The organism is Solibacillus sp. FSL R7-0682 (assembly GCF_038005985.1).
Classification (GTDB): domain Bacteria; phylum Bacillota; class Bacilli; order Bacillales_A; family Planococcaceae; genus Solibacillus.
In genome coordinates this window covers 496,306-515,164 of record NZ_JBBOUI010000001.1, presented here as the reverse complement: position 1 = coordinate 515,164, position 18,859 = coordinate 496,306, and the positions used below count along the sequence as shown (strand labels likewise).

General features: G+C 38.1%; 17 protein-coding genes. 2 read left to right on the top strand and 15 right to left on the bottom strand.

Going from position 1 to position 18,859, the window contains the following annotated elements:
• Positions 1-81: 81 nt before the first annotated feature.
• The 4 genes from MKZ17_RS02605 to nikC are packed head-to-tail and all read right to left on the bottom strand — an operon-like array spanning position 82 to position 3,939.
• Positions 82-1,095: an ABC transporter ATP-binding protein gene (locus tag MKZ17_RS02605; protein ID WP_340722256.1), complete on the bottom strand. Its 1,014-nt coding sequence runs from the start codon at positions 1,093-1,095 to the stop codon at positions 82-84.
• Positions 1,067-2,104, bottom strand: a complete 1,038-nt coding sequence (locus tag MKZ17_RS02600) for an ABC transporter ATP-binding protein (protein ID WP_340722255.1) — start codon at positions 2,102-2,104, stop codon at positions 1,067-1,069. The genes MKZ17_RS02605 and MKZ17_RS02600 overlap by 29 nt, the downstream gene beginning before the upstream one ends.
• Positions 2,105-2,129: 25 nt before the next feature.
• Positions 2,130-3,086 (bottom strand): ABC transporter permease, encoded by a 957-nt coding sequence (locus MKZ17_RS02595; RefSeq protein WP_340722254.1) that lies wholly within the window; start codon positions 3,084-3,086, stop codon positions 2,130-2,132.
• Between the two features lie 13 nt (positions 3,087-3,099).
• Positions 3,100-3,939, bottom strand: coding sequence for a nickel transporter permease (gene nikC / locus MKZ17_RS02590; RefSeq protein WP_340725488.1), 840 nt, complete (start codon positions 3,937-3,939; stop codon positions 3,100-3,102).
• Between the two features lie 449 nt (positions 3,940-4,388).
• Between nikC and MKZ17_RS02585 the strand changes: the two genes are divergently transcribed.
• Positions 4,389-6,029 (top strand): glutathione ABC transporter substrate-binding protein, encoded by a 1,641-nt coding sequence (locus tag MKZ17_RS02585; RefSeq protein ID WP_340722253.1) that lies wholly within the window; start codon positions 4,389-4,391, stop codon positions 6,027-6,029.
• Positions 6,030-6,137: 108 nt separating this feature from the next.
• Here the strand turns inward: MKZ17_RS02585 and MKZ17_RS02580 are convergent, their stop codons facing one another.
• The 5 genes from MKZ17_RS02580 to MKZ17_RS02560 form a co-directional block, all read right to left on the bottom strand.
• On the bottom strand, positions 6,138-7,013 hold the full coding sequence (locus tag MKZ17_RS02580) for an SGNH/GDSL hydrolase family protein (RefSeq protein ID WP_340722252.1): 876 nt from the start codon (positions 7,011-7,013) through the stop codon (positions 6,138-6,140).
• A gap of 27 nt (positions 7,014-7,040) precedes the next feature.
• Entirely contained in the window at positions 7,041-8,270 is a 1,230-nt protein-coding gene (locus MKZ17_RS02575) for an aminopeptidase (RefSeq protein ID WP_340722251.1), read from the bottom strand.
• Position 8,271: 1 nt separating this feature from the next.
• Positions 8,272-9,513, bottom strand: coding sequence for a DEAD/DEAH box helicase (locus MKZ17_RS02570; RefSeq protein ID WP_340722250.1), 1,242 nt, complete (start codon positions 9,511-9,513; stop codon positions 8,272-8,274).
• A gap of 154 nt (positions 9,514-9,667) precedes the next feature.
• The gene (locus MKZ17_RS02565; protein WP_340722249.1) at positions 9,668-10,849 is read right to left on the bottom strand and encodes an acetyl-CoA C-acetyltransferase; all 1,182 of its coding nucleotides are present in this window, start codon (positions 10,847-10,849) and stop codon (positions 9,668-9,670) included.
• Positions 10,850-10,876: 27 nt separating this feature from the next.
• Positions 10,877-12,019: an acyl-CoA dehydrogenase family protein gene (locus MKZ17_RS02560; RefSeq protein WP_340722248.1), complete on the bottom strand. Its 1,143-nt coding sequence runs from the start codon at positions 12,017-12,019 to the stop codon at positions 10,877-10,879.
• A 260-nt stretch (positions 12,020-12,279) separates the two neighbouring features.
• On the opposite strand from MKZ17_RS02560, the gene MKZ17_RS02555 reads away from it, so the two are divergent.
• Positions 12,280-12,861, top strand: a complete 582-nt coding sequence (locus tag MKZ17_RS02555; RefSeq protein ID WP_340722247.1) for a metallophosphoesterase family protein — start codon at positions 12,280-12,282, stop codon at positions 12,859-12,861.
• Between the two features lie 75 nt (positions 12,862-12,936).
• On the opposite strand, the gene MKZ17_RS02550 is transcribed toward MKZ17_RS02555, so the two are convergent.
• The 6 genes from MKZ17_RS02550 to MKZ17_RS02525 all read right to left on the bottom strand — a co-directional run bounded on the left by MKZ17_RS02550 (position 12,937) and on the right by MKZ17_RS02525 (position 18,831).
• Entirely contained in the window at positions 12,937-13,833 is an 897-nt protein-coding gene (locus MKZ17_RS02550; protein ID WP_340722246.1) for a radical SAM/SPASM domain-containing protein, read from the bottom strand.
• A 137-nt stretch (positions 13,834-13,970) separates the two neighbouring features.
• Positions 13,971-14,468, bottom strand: coding sequence for a YehS family protein (locus MKZ17_RS02545; RefSeq protein WP_340722245.1), 498 nt, complete (start codon positions 14,466-14,468; stop codon positions 13,971-13,973).
• Between the two features lie 74 nt (positions 14,469-14,542).
• A complete protein-coding gene (locus MKZ17_RS02540; protein ID WP_340722244.1) occupies positions 14,543-16,093 on the bottom strand; it encodes a catalase in 1,551 nt (516 codons plus the stop codon).
• A 124-nt stretch (positions 16,094-16,217) separates the two neighbouring features.
• Positions 16,218-17,708 carry a class I adenylate-forming enzyme family protein gene (locus MKZ17_RS02535; RefSeq protein WP_340722243.1) on the bottom strand — a complete coding sequence of 497 codons (1,491 nt, stop codon included), beginning with the start codon at positions 17,706-17,708 and terminating at the stop codon, positions 16,218-16,220.
• A gap of 614 nt (positions 17,709-18,322) precedes the next feature.
• On the bottom strand, positions 18,323-18,475 hold the full coding sequence (locus MKZ17_RS02530) for a YpzG family protein (protein ID WP_340722242.1): 153 nt from the start codon (positions 18,473-18,475) through the stop codon (positions 18,323-18,325).
• 89 nt (positions 18,476-18,564) lie between these two features.
• Positions 18,565-18,831, bottom strand: a complete 267-nt coding sequence (locus tag MKZ17_RS02525) for an alpha/beta-type small acid-soluble spore protein (protein ID WP_340722241.1) — start codon at positions 18,829-18,831, stop codon at positions 18,565-18,567.
• Positions 18,832-18,859 lie beyond the last annotated feature (28 nt).

Below are 18,859 nucleotides of genomic sequence, written 5' to 3'. Positions count from 1 at the left end.
TACATGACATAATACAAAAAAACCACATTACACGAACAGACATTCGCATAATATGGTTTTACGGGAAAATTCCCCCACGTTTTATTGTTTTACTGCCATTTGTCCAGAAGAGATTTCTTCCATGTGGTGACATGCAGCCTCATGTGTATCTTTCATTAATCTTGTAGTACGAAGTTCCGGTTCTTCTTTACGACATCTATCCGTCGCAAATGGACAACGAGTATGGAAACGGCAGCCTGTTGGCGGATCAATTGGTGAAGGTACATCACCTTTTAATACGATCCGATTTTTCACCGCATCTGGGTCGGGCACAGGTATCGCTGATAAGAGCGCTTTTGTATACGGATGTTGTGGGTTTTCAAACAAGCTATGCTTATCTGCAATTTCCACAATTTTACCTAAATACATTACAATAATACGGTCAGAAATATGGCGTACTACCCCTAAGTCATGAGAGATAAATAAGTAAGTTAATCCATATTCATCCTGTAGTTCTTCTAATAAATTTAATACTTGTGCTTGAATGGACACATCTAGTGCTGATACCGCTTCGTCACAAATAATTAATTTTGGATCTACCGATAAGGCACGTGCAATCCCGATACGCTGACGCTGACCACCTGAGAATTCGTGTGGATAACGGTCTGCTTGATATGGACGTAATCCTACTGTTTCGAGCAATTGTTCAATACGTGCTCGACGTTGATCCGGTGGTAATACATTTTGAATGTGCATTGCTTCATTTAAAACACTTGCAACAGTTTGCCTCGGGTTAATAGAAGCATACGGATCTTGGAAAATGATTTGTAAATCCTTACGATACTTACGCATTTCCCCCTTTGATATTTTCGTAATGTCAGTACCTTGAAAGGTTACGGATCCATCTGTCGGTTCTTCAAGACGTAAAATCGCACGACCTGTTGTCGATTTACCACATCCTGATTCACCTACGATACTTACTGTTTCCCCTTCATATACGGTAAAGGAAATATCATCGACCGCTTTAACGTGATTCACTGTACGCCCTAAAAAACCACCTTTAATAGGGAAGTATTGCTTTAACCCCTCAACTTTTAACAGTTCTTTTTTCGCCATATAGCGTCACCTCCGATTCTCCATCCCATTCTTCTGAGTACATCCAGCAACGAATTTGCTCTGAACGACCTTCTTCTGTATTAAGTAATTTTGGCTCTTGATTATGGCAAAGCCCTGTTGCAGCAGGACAGCGTGGTGCAAATCGGCAACCAACTGGCATTTCATGTGGACTTGGCACCATCCCTTTAATCGGGATTAAGCGTTCTTGATCGACATCATGACGTGGCAATGAATTTAATAGCCCTAGTGTGTATGGATGTTTTGGATTTTTGAATAGCGAACGCACATCTGAATATTCTACAACTTGGCCAGCATACATTACCGCCACAAAATCACATGTCTCTGCTACTACCCCAAGATCGTGGGTAATCATAATAACAGACATGCCTAAACGATTTTGTAGATCTTTAATTAGCTCTAAAATTTGTGCTTGAATCGTTACATCAAGTGCTGTTGTAGGCTCATCAGCAATTAAAATTTCTGGGTCACATGCCAGTGCCATAGCGATCATAACACGCTGACGCATCCCTCCTGAAAGCTCATGTGGATATTGCTTTACACGTTTTTCAGGTGATGGAATTCCTACAAGTTTTAGCATTTCGATTGATTGCTGTATAGCTTCTTTTTTTCCAAGCTTTTTATGGATTTTTAGTGTTTCACTAATTTGTTGCCCGACTGTGTATACTGGGTTTAAAGACGTCATAGGTTCCTGGAAAATCATCGAAATTTGGTTACCTCGAATCTCTCTCATCGCTTTGTCAGAAAGCTTCAACAAATCTTTCCCTTTAAAAAGTATCTCTCCACCCTTTGATTTACCATTTGAAGCTAATAATCTTAATATCGATAATGACGTAATACTTTTTCCTGAACCGGATTCACCAACAATTCCTATTGTTTTTCCTTTCGGGACTGTAAAACTAACACCATCTACAGCACGTACTTCTCCAGCATCTGTACTAAATGATGTTTGTAAATTATTGACGACTAAAATATTTTCCATTTCATTCATTGGTCACACCTCTTTTCTTTTTTAATTAATTTAAGTCAATTCTTTTATTTAAGAATTTATAAGAAATATCTACGAACAAGTTTACAAGTACAAACAGGAGAGAAATGACGAGTACCGTACCTTGTACTACCGGGAAGTCACGCTGACGTATCGCATCGATCGTTAATCGGCCCATTCCATTTATAGCAAAGATTGATTCTGTTAGTACTGCTCCTCCTAAGAAGCCCCCGAACTCTAAACCGATGACAGTTACTACAGGAATAAGTGCATTTTTCAGTGCATGGCGGTAAATAACAATACGCTCCGATACCCCTTTCGCACGTGCTGTACGGATGTAATCTTGACCAATTACCTCTAGCATAGAAGAGCGTGTCATTCGTGCGATAATTGCGGCCCCTCCTGTACCGAGAGTAATAACAGGTAAAATAATCTGTCGCCACGAATCGCCCCAACCAGACGGTCGCATTTTTAAAAAGTCAGGTAAACTAATAATATCAAATGGTAAATTACCTAATGCAAACCATTGAATTAATAATAAGCCTAACCAGAAGTTCGGCATCGATAGACCAAATAAAGCAATAATCATAATCGAAACGTCCGTTAACGTATAATGACGAACAGCGGAAATGATTCCTGCGATTAAACCTAAAAATACCGCTAAAATGGTTGCATAAACAGCAACTTCAACTGTCACCCAAAATCGCGCTTGAATTTCATCCATTACAGGGCGTCCGCTCCGTACGGAATTTCCTAAATCACCTTGCAATGCATTACTTAAATAACGACCATATTGAACATAAGCAGGGTCATTCAACCCTAGCTTTTCTCGTAAATTTTCTACCGTTTGCTTAGATGCACCTTCTCCAGCCATTACTTGTGCCGGGTCACCAGGAATAAGGAACATCAATGAAAATACTAAAATGGATACCCCAAGTAAGACGGGAATCGTTTGCAATAATCGGCGAATAATATACTTAGTCATGGACAATTCCCTCCTATTGTTTCATTTTTGGATCAAGTGCATCTCGTAATCCATCACCGAAAATATTAAATGCTAGAACGACAATAACAATCATTACACCAGGGAATATGACCATATGCCCTGCATTGTGCATGTAAGCACGCCCATCACTTAACATTGCTCCCCACTCTGCTGCAGGTGGCTGAGCACCTAAACCTAAATATGCCAGACCAGATGCTGTTAAAATTGCTGTCGCAATACGCATTGTTGCCTGAACAATAATCGGGGACAGAATATTCGGTAAAATATGCTTGAAAATAATTCGCAGGTCCGAAGCACCAAGCGCTCGAACAGCATCTATATATTCGAGCTTCTTCACCTGCAATGTTGATCCTCGAACGATTCGAGCAAATGCAGGTACCGAGAAAATCCCGACTGCTATAATTACATTAATTAAGCTACCACCTAAAACCGAAACGATTGCTAGTGCTAGTAAAATACCAGGGAAAGCTAGTAAAATATCCATAATACGCATCGTAATCGTATCGATCATGCCTCCGTAGTAACCTGAAACAATTCCTAAAACAACTCCGATTACACCACCAATTAAAACCGATAAGAAACCAACTGTTAATGTAAGCTTTGTACCATAAATAATTCGAGTAAAAATATCTCGACCAAAATTATCTGTTCCAAACCAGTGATCCTTTGATGGTGCTTGTAATTTGTTCAACACGTTTACAGCGTTTGGATCAGTTTTCAAAATAAATGGACCAAAAATACCAATTAAAATGACTAATAGAATAATTACCCCACCGACAACTGCAGCTTTGTTTTTCATTAACCGCTTCATAAATGTTCTAAAAGCTTCCATTCGGGGATTACTTTTTTTCACGGCAGAAGGATTTTTTTCTGTTTGTACAACCAATATGCCCACCCTTTCATTTGTAATAAAACGTAAAAAATATAAAATTTGTATAATTTATAGTATATAGAGGAAAAAGTATACATTTCAATACAATATTTTTTAATAAATTTAGATATTTTTTATTATTTTTATATTTTTTAAATATTTAGACTATATTGAAATAATGTAAATTTTATAGATATTAATCACGATTCCCTTGTAAACGCTCAAATTAGTACAATTTTCTGAATACAAAAAAATTATTTCAATATACTTACTATCGCACTTTTCTTCTCCTTTATCTTTTTTTTCTCTTTTTTCAATATTGATGGTTAGTAATTACTTATGCTATTCTTATTACAGAATTTACATTTATGTAATATTCTAGAATAATTTTATACAGGGGGACTTCCATTATGTCATTTTCTAAAAAATCACTATGGATGATGTTTCTTACGTTCACACTTGCGCTAGTATTAGCAGCGTGCAGTGGGGATAGTGACGAAGGTTCATCTACTGATTCTGGCGATGCCGGAACTGAAACAAATACGGACTCTGGTACAACTGAGGAAACTACAGCAGGTGGGGACTTAATCATTGCAGAATTATCTGATGCAAGTTCTTTAGACCCACATGGTTCTAACGATGTACCTTCATCAAACGTGCAATCAAACCTTTATGAAACATTAGTAAACCGTGATGCTAACGGCGAATTAGTTGCTGGTTTAGCAGAATCTTGGACTCAAGTAGATGACTTAACTTGGGAATTCAAATTAAAACAAGGTGTTACTTTCCATGATGGTGAAGCATTCAACGCTGAAGCAGTTAAAACTTCATTCGATCGTTTATTAGATCCAGACGTTGCCTCTCCACGTGCATTTTTATTTGAAATGGTGACGGAAGTAAAAGTAATTGATGACTACACAGTTCAATTCATTACGGAATATCCATTCTCTCCATTACTTGCGCACTTAACGCATAATGGTGGTGGTATTATCTCACCTAAATCAATCGCAGCTGATTATGAAGCAATTAAGGCTGACTCTTCATTAAAAGCTGGTACAGTAATCGGTACAAATCCAGTAGGTACTGGTCCATTTAAATTTACTTCTTGGACTCCTGGTACTGAAATTAAATTAGAAAAATTTGCTGACTATGCTGGTACGCCAGCTAACGTTGATACAGTAACATTCAAAGTAGTTCCTGAAGGCGCTACACGTGTTGCTGAATTACAATCTGGTTTCGCTCACATTATCGGTACGGTTGAGCCTGGTCAAGTAGAAAACGTAAACTCTACGGATGGAGCTTCAGTATTAGAGACGCCATCATCTTCATTAACATACCTTGGCTTCAATACTGAAAAAGCGCCATTTGATAACGTAAAAGTGCGACAAGCAATCTCTAAAGCAATCGACCGTAAAACATTAATCGATGGTATTTATGAAGGCTTCGGTATTCCAGCGATTTCTCCACTATCTCCTGGTATTTTCGGATACACAGAAGATGTGACGTCTATGGAATACAATATGGATGAAGCAAAAGCTTTACTTGAAGAAGCAGGCTTTGCGGATGGCTTCACTACAACAATTTGGACAAACGACAACCCAGTTCGTCAACAAGTAGCAATCGTTTTACAAGAAGCATTGAAGCAATTAAACATTACTGCTGAAATCGAAGTTATGGAATTTGGTTCATACTTAGAAAAGACTGCTGCTGGTGAACACGATATGTTCATCTTAGGTTGGTCTAACTCTACAGGTGATGCTGACTACGGTTTATATGCATTATTCCACTCTTCTCAACATGGTGACCCAGGTAACCGTTCATTCTACTCAAGTGCAAAAGTAGATGAATTATTAGATAAAGGTCGTCGTGAAGCAGATCAAACTGCTCGTGAAGCAATTTACAAAGAAGCGATTCAAATTATCTCTGACGAATCACCAATGGCATTCGTATTGCACCCATCTAATTTAACAGGTGTATCTGATAAAGTTACTGGCTTTAACGTAGGCTCTGACAGTATTTATCAATTACGTGATGTTAAACTTAGCGAATAATTGAAGCACAAATACAAATTTAAAAGCATTCCGACAAGTACTCTACTTGTTCGGAATGCTTTTTCTTGAAAAAACAAGCTTACATTTCAAATGAGCTCGTTGTAGTTATTATGACATTAATGGCCTAGCTGATTGATTGGCAGTAAAATACGACGCTACATAGACCCCTCGTAATGCCACTTCATCAGAAGCTTGGCGCTCTACTAAAATCTCTTCAAATGATTTAGGACTTGGCTCGGGCATGTTTTTTTCCGCGAGCTGTAAAGAACGGTTACCAATGAATTTTGCCAGCATTTCATTTGCCATTACACGATAGCCTAATTGATTTGGATGTACATCAGATACGTTTGGCAAGTATTTTACTGACCGTTCACCAAATTCCTTATAAATATCAACAAATACCGCATCTGCTGCCTTCGCTTCCTGCTGTAAAATATCATTTAATAAAGCTAATGCTTTCGTTGCTCCTATCATTTGTTTCTCATGAACACTTGTATAAGGGAAATAATAGCCCATTACATAGATCGTTGCATAAGGTGCCTTCTCTTGAACTTGCTGTAACAGCTCTTTCAGTTGCAGACGTACTTCATTTAATGCAAAATTTACTGAAAGCTGAGAAAAGGCTAGTGATCCATTATTAGCATTATGAGAAATCAGCGGCAATAAATTATTTGCACCAGCCGAAATCGTTACGATAGTAGCATTTTTTAGAAGCTGCTGTGCTGGCTCTGTTTGAATACTATCGATAACATTTTGAACACGATAGCCTGGAAAAGATAATTCTTTTGAAAAATGAGCTAGCTTTTGATGCCGCATTAACTGTAATGCAATGAAATCCGTATAGCCAGCGTCTATTTGAGAGTATGGAGTTTGCCCTGCTGCCAATGAATCGCCAAGCGCTACATACACTTCCCCTCGATTGGCATAAGTGTGCTGTGGAATGCACAACAATATGAAGAGCATTCCTAAAACAAGCTTACGCATAACTCCACCTCCCTATTATAATTCAGATTAAAATGCCCAGTTTCCTTTACGGAAAATTGGCTCCACCTTACCGTCCGCTAAAACACCATCAATGTCCATTTCCGCGCTACCAATCATGAAATCTTCATGTGTAATTGAACGATTAATACCTAGCGCTTCAAGCTGACCTTCCTCTAGCTCTTTCCCACCTTCATAGCAAGTTGGATACGCTTCGCCAATGGCTAAATGGTTCGATGCATTTTCATCGAACAATGTGTTGTAATATAAAATGTTTGATTGAGAAATTGGTGATTCATGAGGGACTAATGCTACCTCACCTAAATAGGAAGCACCTTCGTCAGAAAGAATTAACTGTTGTAATAAATCATTTCCAACTTCTGCTTCTGCCTTCACAATTTTTCCGTCTTCAAATGTTAATTTGAAATGATCTATAATATTCCCTTTATACGCTAAAGGCTTTGTATTTGAAACATAGCCGTTTACACCAAACTTCGCAGGTAATGTGAATACTTCTTCAGTTGGCATATTTGCAATAAATACTGTACCTTCTGGCGTTTTGCTGCTTCCACTTTTCCACAAATGCTTTTCTGGAAGCTCAATCGTTAAATCCGTCCCTGGTGCTTTATAGTGTAATTCTTTGAAATGTTTTTCATTTAAAAGGTCAGCACGGTTGTGTAACTGATCAATATGTGCCTGCCATTTTTCGACCGCATCGCCCTCGCCAATTCGAACCGTTTTAAAAATCGCATCCCACAAAGCCGATACTTGCTCGGCTTCTGGTACTTGTGGGAATACTTTTGCCGCCCATTTTGGTGATGGTACCGCAATAATTGACCAAGCAATTTGATCGTTCATTACTGCTTTACGATAGTTTACTAATGCTGTACCCGCTGCTTTTTGCTGGGCTCCTATTTTTTCTACATCGATACCTACTAGTAAATCTGGATTTTCTGCATCAATCCATAAAAGCGCACCTTTACGCTCGATTAATTCATCACGTTGTGCGACAACCCACTTTGGATAATTAGCTGTTTCTTCAACTGTTACATGTTCATAATAAGAACGTTCGAAACCTGGATCTGTTAAGTTGACATGTACACGTCCTGCACCTGCTTCGTATGCTTTTTTTACAACGATTCGCGTAAATTCTAATGCCTCTGTTGAAGTATTAATTAATAAATATTGACCCTTTTGAATGTTTACACCAATACGCACAGCTAGCTCTGCATATTGCTCTAATTTTTCTTGGAATGTCATGTTATTTTTTCTCCTTTTTCGCTTTACTGAATGTTACGCCCTTTTTACCTGTTTTGGATTGGTAAGTTTTTTTCATCTTTTCAGTTGCTTTTTTAGGCTCTCCCTTAGAAGCAGAAACAGTTTTAGAATTTCCTTCAATAAATTTGCCTTGGTGCCAAATTTTTTGAACTGGTTTTTGTGAAATGTCACGTACCCATTTTTTGTACGTTTTTTCGTCTTTATATGAAAGCAGTGTTAATACTTCACCATCTGCTCCCGCACGTCCTGTACGTCCAGAACGATGTGTATATTGTTCAATCGTACGTGGTACATCTACGTGAATAACATGTGTCAAACCTGAAATATCTAAACCACGTGCTGCAATGTCCGTTGCAATTAAAATACGCGCATCGCCATTGCGGAATGCATCTAATGCCTTTTTACGCTCTTCTTTTTTCATATCTGAATGAAGTGCTACAATTGGTGCATCTTTATAGGCTAACTTATTTTGTTTCATTAATACTTGGTCGATATTGTTAACGAACGCTAGACCACGAACACCTTCAGTATTCGCCAAGCGACGTAGGAAATCTGTTTTGTCACGCTCTTCTACTTTAATGAATGAATGTATCACTTTACCTGCCTTTGCAATATCTTCAGGCTTAATTGTAATTTGGATTGGCTCAAACATTAAACGTTCTGCTACTAATTTAATTTCTTCCGTAATCGTTGCTGATACAACAACTACTTGACGCCCATAGGCTGCACCTTCAATAAATGACTTTACAACAACGCGGTATTCACGGCTTAATAATTGATCACACTCATCTAATACAACCGTTTCAACTTCTTTAAGCTTTAGCTTCCCTTGACGTATTAATTCATTTAAACGACCTGGTGTCCCAACAACAATCGTTGGCTTTTTCTTTAATTTTTCGATTTGACGTGCTGAGTTTGCACCGCCAATTAATTGCTGAACTGTAATGTCTGTGCCAACTGTCCAATCGCGAATTACTTCCACAATTTGCATAGCCAGTTCTTGTGAAGGTGCAACGATTAGAGCTTGTGTTTGCTTTTTCTTTCCGTCTACCTTATTCAAAATCGGTAGTGTATAAGCAAGTGTTTTCCCTGAACCTGTTGGTGATTCTGCAACGATATCTTTGCCATCTATCATTGCTGGAATCATTTCATCTTGAATTTTCATTGTCGTTTCAAACGACCATTTATTTTGTAACGTTTCATTTAGTAAGTTAATTACTGACATGTTTTGACCACCTTTACTTCATTGGCTTAAGTGTACCATACTCCAACGTTTATTTACGTCAAAATCGTTTTGAAATCGTTACTTTGACTTGCTAATTTTAAACGAAAAAAGGAATCTGAAAATGTCTCTATTTCAGATTCCCTATATCAATTATTTACACACGTTCAATAACTAATGCAATACCTTGCCCTCCACCGATACATAAACTTGCTACAGCATATTGACCTTTGCGACGTTCAAGCTCATAAGCTGCAGATAATAGAATCCGTGTGCCACTCGCTCCAACTGGATGCCCTAACGCAATAGCACCACCATTGACATTTGTTTTCTCACGATCTAATCCAAGTTCCTTTTCTACCGCAATATATTGTGCAGCAAAGGCCTCATTTATTTCGACTAAATCCATATCCGTTATTGTTAAGTTTGCCCGTTGTAATGCTTGCCGAATAGCTGGAGCAGGACCAATTCCCATAATGCTAGGATCTACTCCTGCGATTCCCCAAGACACAATGCGTGCAAGAGGCGATAATCCTTGCTGCTCTACAAACTGTTCACTAGCAATAATGACCGACGCCGCACCATCATTAATTCCAGAGGCATTTGCGGCTGTGACCGAGCCATCCTTTTTAAATGCAGGTTTTAGCTTAGCTAGGCTTTCAAGTGAATTTCCTTCTTTAATATGCTCATCCGTATCAATAATAACGTCGCCTTTTCTTGTCGGAATAACGACTGGTACAATTTCCTTCGCAAATTTCCCTTCTTCACGTGCTTTGGCAGCTCGTTCGTTCGAAAGAATGGCAAAAGCATCTTGCTCTTCTCTCGAAATCATATATTGATCGGCTAGTTTCTCTGCCGTTAACCCCATCCCTGAGCCTGTATACTGATCCGTTAAAGTAGCCTGAAGCATATCGATAAATTGTAGATTACCCATTTTAGAACCGTTAAAGCGTTGGTCAAAATTTGAATATGGCGATTGTGACATATTTTCTGCCCCGCCAGCAAGTACAACATCCGCTTCTCCAAGCTGAATCATTTGTGCTGCTGAAACTACAGATTGCATGCCTGAGCCACATAAACGATTTAATGTGAGCGCTGGCACCTCTTTCGGAACACCTGCATAAAGACCAATATGACGTGCTAAATAGGCTGAATTTGCTCCTGTCGTAATCACACCACCATAGATTACATGCTCCACCTGTTCTGGCTTTACACCTGCCCGTTTTAATGCTTCAACTGCTGTTTTAGTACCAAGCTGAACCGCGTCCACATTCGCAAAAGAACCCCCAAATGCTGTGAAGGCTGTACGTGCTCCATCTACAATATATACATTTGTCATTTTTTTATCCCCTTTGTTTGTTGTGAGCTATTTTAATATTTGCTTTGCAATTATGCCTTTCATAATTTCTGTAGTTCCTGCGTAAATCGCAGCTACCGGGATATCCCGATAACGTCTAGCAATCTCATACTCTTCCATATATCCGTAGCCACCGTGTAGCTGTAGACAATCTGCAACAACACGTTTAGCCATTTCACTAATCCACCATTTTGCCATTGATACTTCTTTAACAATTGCCTCACCAGCAATGTGCTTTTCAACTAATGAATTTACGTATGTTCTGCCTAGCTCAATTTCTGTTGCTATTTCTGCTAGCTTGAATTGAGTATTTTGAAAGTCTGCAATACGACTCCCAAAGGCTTTACGCTCTTTAACATAATTGATTGTTAAATCAAGGCTACATTCAGCTTCTATTTGTGTTTCGAGCGCTACGACTAAACGCTCCTGCTGTAGCTTTTCCATTAAATAATAGAACCCACGATTTTCTTCACCAAGTAAATTTGCAACTGGGACACGAGCATCCTCAAAAATCAATTCCCCTGTATCCGCACTATGCATCCCGATTTTGTCGAGCTTCTTACCTCGTTTAAAGCCTGGCGTACCAGACTCTACAATAATTAAACTAATTCCTTTATATGCTGGTATAGCTTGCGGATCCGTTTTACAAACAACGATTACATAATTTGCGTGTATACCATTTGTAATGAAGGTTTTTTCACCATTTACAATAAAGAAATCCCCCTCACGCTTCGCAACCGTTTGAATACCTGCCAAATCTGAACCTGCCCCTGGCTCTGTCATAGCTATGGCAGAAATATATTCTCCAGTAACGCTTTTAGGGAGCCACTTTTCTTTTTGTTCAGACGTACCGTATGTTTCTATGTAAGGTGTGACGATATCAGAGTGTAATGCGATACCGCTTGCTAATCCAGCACCTACTCGTTCTAATTCTTCTGTTAATATCGCAGAATAGCCAAAATCTAAACCTAAGCCACCATATTGTTCACTAATCATCGGACATAAAAAACCGTGCTCTCCTAACTTCAGCCAAAATTCACGTGGGATGTCACGTTTTTGTTCCCACTGATCGAAATACGGGTATGCCTCTTTATCAAGCATTTTTCGTAATGCTTTTCTAAACATTTGATGTTCTTCTGTGTAAAATTTCAAATCCCCACCCCTTAGTTTTCTGAAAATTAATACATTTTAATTGTAACAGTGAAAAAATATGGAAACAACGATTTTCCGATAATATTATTGCGATATATAGAATTTATTTGATTTTTTATTATTTTTTTGAATTACTTCCATATTAAAAACCTAAACTATTTTTAACTTTGTTCATGAAATTAATTAGGCAAAAGCAAAATTGATTGTTCAACATTTTTTTATCTCTTGGTATAATACAAAATGATTTTCGTTAGATGGTGGTGAATTATTTGCAATATGCAATTTTAAGTGACTTACATTCACATTACAAAAATACAAAAAAGGTGTTAAAGCATATTCGAGAGGTTGCTCCAAATGCCGAAATTATCGGCTTAGGTGATTTATTTGAATGCACAATCGGCAAGAAAAAGGCAAAAACTACTCGCAATGCGAAGCTAAAAGATGCTGCAATTATTGAAGATAAATTTTTAAACTTATTAACCTTTCCATCCATTATTGGAAACCAAGAAGAACGCATTGCTCTTGTAACAGGTGATCAACGTTTTTTGCAATACGAACCTGTACGTATTATTGAACATGCGACACTTATTCACGGACATCAAATTGAATTAGACGAGGATTTTAACCCGACATTTCCAGATTTTCAAACACCACTTTTATTTTTTGGGCACAGTCATGAAGCGGCGATTTATATTAATGGACTGCGTCAACATGTGCCGTATAATATACCACTTTCCATTGATCAAAAATGTTATCAAATCAATGTTGGTGCTGTTGTCGATAAAAAAGAATGGTGTCTTTATGACAGCGACAAGATGACTGTTACATTTATGCAGGCATAATCGAAAAAGGCCCTTTTATAAGCATACACTTATAAAAGAGCCCTTCTTTTGTCATCTTAAAATATGACATTTCTATTAAACGTCAGGTAATTCAGAATCCATGCCAAATTTTTGACGGAATCCACACTTTTTACATAATTCTTCGACAGCTTCACGACGAGAAAACCCATCTACTAAATTTTGGGCACGTTCACTTTCGATTATGTCCCCAAATTTTTGCTCATGAACATTCCCTAGGTTAATTACGCCTTCCCCATCTAAACAGCAAGGTACTACCGAACCATCAACTAAAATTGCAGCATGTGTACGTAAAGCATGACAGAAACCTTTTCCTTCATCTGCTTTTTCAAGTAGACTTGGCCAACGGAATTCATGATCTTGATTTAGATAAATATTTCTCGCAATTTTTACACCCTTACCCATTTCTACACGCTCTTGAATTTCATAATCCAAATCGTACTCTTTTTCAAGAATTTCAAGCGTTTCGCGATTTCTACGGTTGGCGATTTCTGATATATTGTTTCGCTGTAGGTTCCATAAGCGATACGAAATAATGACATTATGGTCCCTTACTTCACGGACAAATTCTAAAATATCGCCTAAATACTTCTCACGATTTTCTGATCCTTCATGGCCATCAAAGCTATGCAATGAAAAATTAATTTGACGAAGCGCAGGCTTCCCTAATAGCTTTTCGCGATTCTTTTTAATTAATGTACCATTTGTTGTAATGTTAACCTTAAAGCCCTTTTCATGAGCGATATCTAAAAGTTGGCCAATTCGAGGATGAAGTAGGGGCTCCCCCTTTACATGTAAATAAATATATTTTGTATAGCCACTAATTTCATCTAAAATGTTGGCGAATTGTTCAACTTTTATTAATCCTTTTGCGCGCTCAGTTGGCGGACAAAAGCTACACGCTAAATTGCAAACGCTCGTAATCTCAATATAAACTTTTTTAAATGTTTTCAACGTTCGTTCACCGTTCCTTCTTCTATTTAAACAATACTGTTCATTGTATCAAATTTCCGAACGAAAAAGGAATAGAGTGACTTTTGTTCTTACAAGTTAAATAAAAATAAGAGTGCCTATTTAGACACTCTCATTCATTAACCTCGGTAGCGTACGGATAGACCTTTTAAAAATTTTCGTGCGAAATTATCGCCGCATTCCTTGTAGTTGCGATGACCTGGCTTACGCATAATTGCGCCTAGTTCACCTTTGGATACAGCAATACCACCATCATCTAACACATCTAGCATATCTTCTGTCGTTAGCTGGCATGCCACTTTTAATTTTTTTAATACCATATTGTTTACATGGTCTGGCTTCTCTTGTACCGGAGCTACATGGCCTTCTTTTTTTGGCATTGGTCCACGCTTATACGTAATTAGACCATTGAAAAACGCCTCTAAGTTTTTATTATTCACTTTAAGCTGATCGTAATCAGCAGGAGCTTCCTCATCCTTCTCAAGTGATTTTGTTAATAACTTTGGCATGTCTTCTGGTGTAACTTCGAAACCACCAAGCTTAAAAATTTCGACCATTTCTCTATTTTTCAAATCAAGTGCATAACGCACACGGATTAAAATATCATTATTATCCATAACAACCTCCACAATCATATGCTAGCACATATTATAACAGAGGTTTTGCTTTAAATGTTACTGTAGCATTCGAATTACAGTGGTCCTGTTTCTTTGCTTTCATCAATCGCTTGCTGAACCGCTTCATCATTCACAGCATTTCCAAGTGGACCAGAGTCATCAGTTGCTGCTTTTAAATTTTCGCGTAAACGTCTGCCGTATTCTTCATCTGCAGCCTCTGCATATTGGATAATTTTTTCCTGAATAACCGGTGCACATTTTGCTAAATCTGTCGTCAAATTTAAAATTAGATCATCTTGTTCCCACTTTTCAAATTTCCGGTACGATTCACCGGCTTGCTTCGTATCATTTGTACGGTCAATGGATTGTCGTACAAGATTCCCTTCAACAAAAGGTGTATGCTCTTTTCCATCTTGCTTTGCTTCTTTTAAGCCGCCTAATAAAGATGGCTCATAATTTATATGTGGATTTTCGTGCGTATCCACTTTATATTGCATTTGACCACCACGTTGATTTGTTGCAACATGTTTTTTTGGTGCATTAATTGGTAACTGTAAATAGTTTGACCCAACACGATAGCGCTGTGTATCCGAATAGCTAAATGTTCGCCCTTGTAGCATCTTATCATCTGAGAAATCTAACCCATCAACAAGAACCCCTGTTCCAAACGCAACTTGCTCTACCTCAGTAAAGTAATCTTCTGGATTTTTATTTAGCGTCATTTTACCGACAGCCATCCAAGGGAATAAATCCTCTGGCCATAGCTTTGTATCATCAAGAGGATCAAAATCAAGCTCCTCATGCGGGCCATCTTCCATAATTTGAACAAATAGTTCCCATTCAGGGTAATCCCCTTCTTCAATCGCATCAAATAAATCTTGTGTCGCGTGATTGAAGTTTTTCCCTTGAATATCTTGTGCCTGCTGTTGTGTCAAATTACGAATTCCTTGTTTTGGCTCCCAATGATATTTAACGAGCACTGCCTTCCCTTCTGCGTTCACCCATTTATACGTATTTACACCCGACCCTTGCATCATACGATAATTAGCGGGAATTCCCCACGGTGAATAAATTAACGTCACCATATGGAAACTTTCAGGTGATGCTGCACAGAAATCAAAAAAGCGCTCTGCATCCTGTCTATTCGTTACTGGATCTGGCTTAAATGCATGAATCATATCAGGGAATTTCATGGCATCACGAATAAAGAAGATTTTTAAATTATTGCCGACTAAATCCCAGTTTCCGTCTTCCGTATAAAATTTCACCGCAAAGCCACGGGGATCGCGTAATGTTTCAGGGGAATGCCCCCCATGAATTACTGTTGAAAAGCGGACAAAAACAGGTGTTTTCTTCCCCTTCTCCTGAAATAATTTCGCGCGTGTATACTTTGAAATCGGCTCATCTCCAACTGTTCCATATGCTTCAAAAACACCGTGGGCTCCAGCACCACGTGCATGAACAACACGCTCCGGTACACGTTCTCGATCAAAGTGACTTATCTTTTCGATAAAGTCATAATTTTCTAAGGTTGCAGGCCCTCGATTGCTTACTGTTCTAATTGATTGGTTATTTGTAATGGGATGCCCTTGGCGATTCGTTAAAATTTTATTTTTATCATCCATATTACCTCACTCCTTTAGTGTGAGGTTTGGCAATTCAATGGAATTTTATTCAACTGCCTATTACAAAAAAATAAAGAAAGCACCAGCAGTAATTGACATGCCGGTGCAATGGTGTGGATACTCTTTAAGTTGTTTGCTTTGGTCGTAATGTATGTTTTAACACTTTTCCTGAGGCATTTCTCGGTAACTCGCCTAAAAAGTCCACTTCATAAGGTATCTTATACTTTGCAAGTTGCGACATACAGTAATCAAAAACTGCTTGTTCTGATAGCTGTTCACCATCTTTTACAACTACAAATGCTTTTGGAACCTCCCCATAAACTTCATGGGGCATGCCAACAACAGCCGCTTCTAGCACTTGTGGCATTTGATATAATACTTCTTCGATCTCAATTGGGTAAATATTTTCACCACCGCGAATAATCATGTCCTTTTTGCGGTCGACAATAAATAAGTAGCCTTCTTCATCGAACCGACCTAGATCGCCAGAATGAAGCCAGCCATTACGGATTGTATTTGCTATTTCTTCCGGTGCATGTAAATAGCCCTTCATCACTTGAGGACCTTTCACACAAATTTCTCCAACTTCACCTACTGGCACAACTTCACCATTTGAGTCGAGTAGTTGAACTTCTGTCCGCGCTAGTGGTTTTCCCACAGAACCAATTTTAATTAGAGCCACATCGTCTAATAATGAGCTCGTCGCCGGGGTATTTTCAGTTTGACCATATAAATTTTGTACCTTCACATTAGGGAAAGCATCTTTTAAGCGCTTTACAAGCTCGTAAGGCATTGGTGCAGCTCCATAGCAGAATAAGCGCAGCTGATCAAAGCTGTAATTGGATAGCTCTGACTTATTCAATAAAATCGTATACATTGCAGGCACCCCAAAGAATATCGTTGCCTCTGTTTTCAGTAGTTGCTTCAATGTGTTTTCTGGCGAAAACGCTTCTTCTATAATAACTGTGCCACCCTTTAAAATAGTTGGCACAGCAAAGACGTGACTCCCCGCACAATGGAATAATGGTGTACAAATATACATTCGATCACTAGTGTTCATTTCCATTGAATCAGACCAAATTTCCGCTGTTTCATGGATATTTCGATGACTGAGCATGACACCTTTTGGCTTGCCTGTTGTCCCTGACGTATACATAACAACAGCTGTATCCTCCATGTCCAGATTTGATCCTTCAAAATTACTGCTTATATCAGATGCCACTATTTCTTTAATTTTGTTTAAAGTAAGCACCTCTTGAAATTCTGTTGTTGTCGCTTGAATTGTCGATAATAACTGTTCGTCATAAATTAAAACTTTCGCTTCAGAATGCATAAAAATATAGTCAACTTCAGGTGGTGCAAGCTTCGTATTAACTGGCATAATCGTTAAGCCTGCAAGCTGTACACCATAATATATCGCCATGAACAAATTCGAGTTTAAAGTAAATTGGGCTACAATATCTCCCCTTTTGTAACCTTGCTGCATTAAGTAAAACGCGATTTTTTCGGCGCTATGATAAAGCTCTTCATACGTCCACTGTTCATCATTAAAAATAATCGCCACTTCATTTGGTATTTGCTGTGATTGCTCATATAACCTCTTTGTAATAAACATCAAAACCCCCCTTTTTAAATAAATTTTCTGAATATTATTACAATAGAATTATAGCAGTGTTTTGTTTTTTATGGCAATTAGATTTCTAAACCCGGTAGTTCAATTTCCTGTATTAGTCATGAACTTAAAAATACCCATTACATAATATAGCTATAAACGATATAAAGGATGATATGTAAAATGTCATTGTTGAAATTATGACTATTCCAGTAACTAAAGTTACCCCCATTCCTAATGGTGGGGAAATTCACGGTGGTCGGGACGAGGAAGGATACGACATTGAACGTTGGGAAAATGATGGCGGAAGTAGCATTAATAACGACAGGGTCATGATTTAAAAATAGTGCCCCTAAATAATAACAAATAGAAATTCATGAGGGAGCACTATGCTCCCTTTAAAAATGCACTTTATGTAGAATCAAAGAAAAATACTTAGCTTCCCTTAACGACATGTAAATAAAAAAATCCCAGAAGCTTGATCAATTTTAAAATCAATTCGGGATACGGTAGTGCTATTAATTGATTGTGACTCGCCATACTTTTAGGAAATAAGTAGAAGTAGCCTTCATAAAAGTTAATACTTCTATGAAGGCTTGATACACTTACTATAAACCTTAAAACTGTTTAGCCTTCGCAGCACTTCTCAGCAATTGGTTATGGAGAGTTATCTCTGTTTGACCGTTTACTTGAGATTTTTGATGCTTAACTCTAGTCCAGTTTTGGTGGATTTTCTGAGATTTTGGATCCAAGTTGACCTTCTTACCCATTTGTCCCACCTCCTAAGTTTAAAAGTGATATCGTGTCTATTATGTGTGGATTGTAATTTTTCATTCGATTCTGATGCTACCATTAACAATTAGTTACTCTGGTTATTTTTTAAACTTTCTTGGGCCATTTTCACTAGCTCTTTAACCATATTCCCACCTATTTTTCCGCCTACTTTGCCTACTTCTGCAGAGGTAAGTCCCCCGTTGTATCCTTTTTTCAACGGAATACCTAATTCGTTTGCAACTTCTATTTTTGCATCCTCAGGATTGTTTGTACCCATTACTTTTGCCTTTAATTCATCAAGCTCTTGCCTTGCTTCTGGAACAAGAATTTTATTTCGATTGTTTCTTCCCATCAAATCCCTCCTTCGCTATTAGCGTAAC